This is a genomic window from Pseudoalteromonas prydzensis (assembly GCF_001661495.1).
GTDB classification, from domain to species: Bacteria; Pseudomonadota; Gammaproteobacteria; order Enterobacterales; family Alteromonadaceae; genus Pseudoalteromonas; species Pseudoalteromonas prydzensis.
In genome coordinates, this window is the sequence record NZ_BDDT01000030.1 from 1 (window position 1) to 4,668 (window position 4,668).

A 4,668-nucleotide genomic window follows, 5' to 3' on the forward strand; every position below is an offset into this window, starting at 1 on the left:
TGATAGCTGATAGCTGATAGCTGATAGCTGATAGCTGATAGCTGATAGCTGATAGCTGATAGCTGATAGCTGATAGCTGATAGCTGATAGCTGATAGCTGATAGCTGATAGCTGATAGCTGATAGCTTTTATTTCAATTAATGATAGCGCTGTCATTTTATCTTTTATATGATGGAGGTGAATAAATAACAATAAATAAGGATTACGCGGGGGGAAATGCGTAATCTTAGAATATACAACGAGGAGAGAGCAATGGATTTTAAACAGCGAACTTTAGCAAGTTTGATCGCGATGATGCCGTTATTGGCGCAGGCGCAGTTTTCGCAAAGTGATGTGAATAACTTTGCTAAAGAAACCACCCTGACATTTGCCGTAGTTGATAACTTTCATAATAAAGACGCCGGCTTTTTAGGAAAAATCACACTGAGCAACCACTCAGATGTTGCGCTTCCTGCTGGGGAAAGCGATTGGCAGTTGTATATTCATTCAGTTCGTAAGATCAGTACTGAGCTAGTTGCAGGTTTAAACATTGAACACGTTAATGGTGATTTACACCGCATTACCCCAACAAAAAACTTTAAAGGGCTTGCAGCAGGTAAAAAGCTAGAGCTTGAGTTTGATGCCCAAGCATTTATTGTTGCTTACACTGATTTTATGCCTCGTGCGTTCTTTGTTTCAGGTGATAATAAACCAGCGATTTTTGCTAATACCGACAGTGAAGATATGAGCCAGTTTGTTGCGCCGTTTGAGCGTGAAAATCAGTTGCGTCGCTATAATCAACCGCAAGATCGTACCGTATTGATCACTCCTGAAATTCGTTTTGAACGTAACCAAGCTGCTGCTAGCAAAGTATCAAAAGAAGATGCACTTAAGCGGATCATTCCACAGCCACAAAAAGTAGAGTTTAATCGTGGCACTGCAACACTTGATAATAGCTGGCAGATCAGTTTTCAAGGTCAGTTAAAAAATGAAGTCATGGTCTTTATGCAAGATCTTCAGGACGATTATGGCTTAACATTAAAAGCCCAGCCTGATCACATAAAAGTTAATAAAGAAAGACTGATCAGCTTAAAAGTAAATCCGCAGTTGGCCGCTGGAAAATCTGAGAGCTACACCCTAGAGATTGATGACGAACGTATTGAAATTGTAGGTAGTGATAATGCTGGGGTCTTTTATGCCATGCAAAGTTTGCTTAATTTACTACCGGCAAATAGCCAAGGTGCGGTTGAAATTCCACAACTGGAGCTTGAAGATAGCCCACGCTATGGCTGGCGTGGTATGCATTACGACAATGGCCGTAACTACCACGGCAAAGACGCTATGTTCAAACTTGTCGAACAAATGGCACGTTATAAAATGAATAAATTGCACTGGCACTTTTCGGAAGATGAAGGCTGGCGTTTAGAAATCCCTGACTTACCTGAACTTACCGAGATTGGCGGCTATCGCTGCTTTGACCTTGAAGAAAGAGAGTGTCTATTAACGCAACTGGGTACTGGGCCATTTAAGTCAGGCTCTGGTAACGGCTATTTAAGCCGAGCAGAGTTTGTTGAGCTATTAAAGTTTGCCAAAGACCGCCATGTTCAAATCATTCCTGAAATTGAAGGCCCTGGCCACGCACGAGCTTCAATCAAAGCGATGGAAGCGCGCTATCATAAGCTTGCAGATGCAGCGCGGCAAAGCGCTAAAAACAATCTAGTTAATAAAAAGAATGCAGGTAAAGAAACACAACAAGTTGATATTAGTGCTGCCACGCAATACTTATTGAGCGACCCTAAAGACACGTCAGTGTATATGACTGTGCAAAACTACAAAGATAACTCGATGAATGTATGTATGGATTCAACCTATGCTTTTTTAGATAAGGTAACCTACGAGCTACAGCAAATGTATCGTGAGGCTGGTGTACAGCTAACTAATTTACATTTTGGTGGTGACGAAGTGGGCGCGGGTTCATGGGTTGATTCGCCAATCTGCCAAGCAATGTTTGCCGATCCAAACAATGGCGTGGCGGGGGCTGCAGATTTAAAACCATACTTTACCCAACGTGTTGCTAAATTACTTGAAAAACGCGGCATTTCGCCAGGCGCATGGGAAGATGGTTTAATGTATGACCGTACCAATCCATTTAAGCGCGATGAATTTCCAAATAAAACCTTTACCGCAAACGTTTGGGATAATATTTGGGAGTGGGGTGTTGCAGACAGAGCCTATCGTTTAGCGAATGCCGGTTACCAAGTGATACTCTCGCATGGTACACACTTATACTTTGACCACCCATACGAAGCTCACCCAGAAGAACGTGGCTATTATTGGGCGACACGTTACACAGACACGCAAAAAGCGTTTAACTATATGCCAGATGATGTCTATGCGAATGCTGATTACACCCGCACCCGCGAGCCTATAGATAACCTTGAAGCGTTAGTTGGTCGTCCACTACCAAAATTAGAAAAGCCAGAGAACATTCTAGGTATGCAAGGGCAGGTTTGGTCAGAAACGATCCGCACCGAAGAGCAAGTATTAGCAATGATCTTCCCTCGTATTTTATCGGTTGCAGAGCGAGCATGGTACAAAGCGCCATGGGAAGGAGATCAAGTTGATAGTAATAGCCGTACAAAAGATTGGGCGCAATTCTCAGCAGCCGTTGGCTTAAAAGAGCTAACTAAACTGGCAAACGCAGGTGTTAATTTGCATTTACCTGTGCCTGGAGGCGTGATCAACAAGGGTAAGCTTGAAGTTAATACACCTTTTGCCTATTTAAATACTGAGTATAGTTTAGATGATGGCGCGACTTGGCAGCAGTATACAGCTCCGATCAGTGTTTCTGAACAGCAGTCTGTGGCATTACGCAGCAGTTTAAATAGCCAACTGAAAAGCAGAATTACTCATATAAATTAATATATTAGTAATAAATTTTGTTTTGAAAGGGCCAAATTGGCCCTTTTTTGTACCGTTGTAAAATAAATCGTTACTAGTAATATGGCGTCAATTAACGTAAAGTTTTATGGCAGCGCTGTCATTTTTGTTGCGAGACTGTTATTGATTTCTCGCCAAGGTGTAACATAATGCAGCAACGCTAATCGTCGCTTTAAGTCAGATAAACTTAATTGAAATAAATAATTATAACGATAGCTCGCAACAAGAAGAAGTTTTATGGAAGCCACTGTGTCAAAAACAAATAAACAAAGTAATTTTATACCCATGGCCATAGTCGCCACGTTATTCTTCATTTTAGGTTTTGCAACCTGGTTGAATGGTTCACTCATGCCTTACTTAAAGCAAGTATTGCAGTTGACCCCATTTCAAGCATCGCTGATCTTATTTTCGTTTTATATAGCGGTGACGTTTACAGCGGTACCATCGGCGATGATCATCCGTAAAGTCGGTTACAAAAATGGTATGGCTATTGGTATGGCAACTATGATGGTTGCAGGCTTACTGTTTATTCCTGCAGCTAAAACCCAAGTATTTGCACTGTTTTTATTTGCACAGTTAGTAATGGGCGCAGGGCAAACATTGCTACAAACTGCTGTTAATCCGTATGTTGTGCGCATTGGGCCTGAAGAGTCAGCAGCAGCACGCGTTAGTATCATGGGCATATTGAATAAAGGCGCGGGTGTTATTGCACCAATCGTATTCACCGCTTTAATTTTAAGTGAGTTTACCGGTCTTGTTGATAAAGAGTTATCGCAAACAGAAATTGACTCAATGGCAAACAGTCTTATCTATCCTTATTTAGGCATGGCTTTATTCATTGGTGCACTTGGTTTTGCAGTAACTAAGATGCCACTTCCAGAGTTAATTGATGACGAAGAGCAAGGTGCTAAAGGGCAAGTTAAAGCTGCACTTGCACACCCAAGCTTAGCGCTAGGTGTAGCTGCATTGTTTGTATATGTAGCGGTAGAGGTTATTGCTGGTGATACAATTGGCACATTTGCGTTATCACTTGGCGTTGAAAAATACAGTGTCATGACATCTTATACCATGGGTTGTATGGTACTGGGTTATATTTTGGGTATTTTACTTATCCCACGCATTATTTCACAGCAAGCTGCATTAAGCGTATCAGCAATTTTAGGTTGCGTATTAACACTTGCCGTGGTGTTTAGTGATACAAGTTCAGTGGTTGTCGCAACAGCACTGGGTTTAGAAGTACAATTACCTGATACACTATTGATGATAGCTGTGCTAGGATTTGCCAATGCGATTGTATGGCCTGCTGTATGGCCGCTGGCGTTATCTGGTTTAGGTAAGTTAACCAGTGTTGGATCGGGCTTATTAGTCATGGGTATTGCCGGTGGTGCATTTGGTCCATTATTCTGGGGCCTCGCAAGTGGTGGCGTTGATTCAGCTGAGGCGCAACAAGGCGCTTATATCGTCATGCTACCTTGTTATTTATTCATTCTTTTCTATGCTGTTAAAGGGCATAAGATGAAGAGCTGGAAATAGATAACTTCCTAGATACTAGGAAGACAAAGGTACTAGGAATAAAGCTAAAACATTTTTGACAGTAAAGTAAATGGCTCAATACTGTTTTGTAGAACCTAGAACCTAGAACCTAGAACCTAGAACCTAGAACCTAGAACCTAGAACCTAGAACCTAGAACCTAGAACCTAGAACCTAGAACCTAGAACCTAGAACCTAGAACCTAGAACCTAGAACCT

General features: G+C 41.8%; 2 protein-coding genes. Both read left to right on the plus strand.

Annotation, left to right across the window (positions count from 1 at the left end):
- Positions 1–252: 252 nt before the first annotated feature.
- Positions 253–2,901: a family 20 glycosylhydrolase gene (locus A7968_RS22735; protein WP_064668782.1), complete on the plus strand. Its 2,649-nt coding sequence runs from the start codon at positions 253–255 to the stop codon at positions 2,899–2,901.
- Positions 2,902–3,156: 255 nt separating this feature from the next.
- On the plus strand, positions 3,157–4,452 hold the full coding sequence (gene nagP / locus A7968_RS22740; protein WP_064668783.1) for an N-acetylglucosamine MFS transporter NagP: 1,296 nt from the start codon (positions 3,157–3,159) through the stop codon (positions 4,450–4,452).
- Positions 4,453–4,668 lie beyond the last annotated feature (216 nt).

Coding starts and splice junctions, on each gene's coding strand:
- A7968_RS22735 (WP_064668782.1), top strand. CDS start 253: ATGGATTTTAAACAGCGAACTTTAGCAAGTTTGATCGCGATGATGCCG.
- nagP (WP_064668783.1), top strand. CDS start 3,157: ATGGAAGCCACTGTGTCAAAAACAAATAAACAAAGTAATTTTATACCC.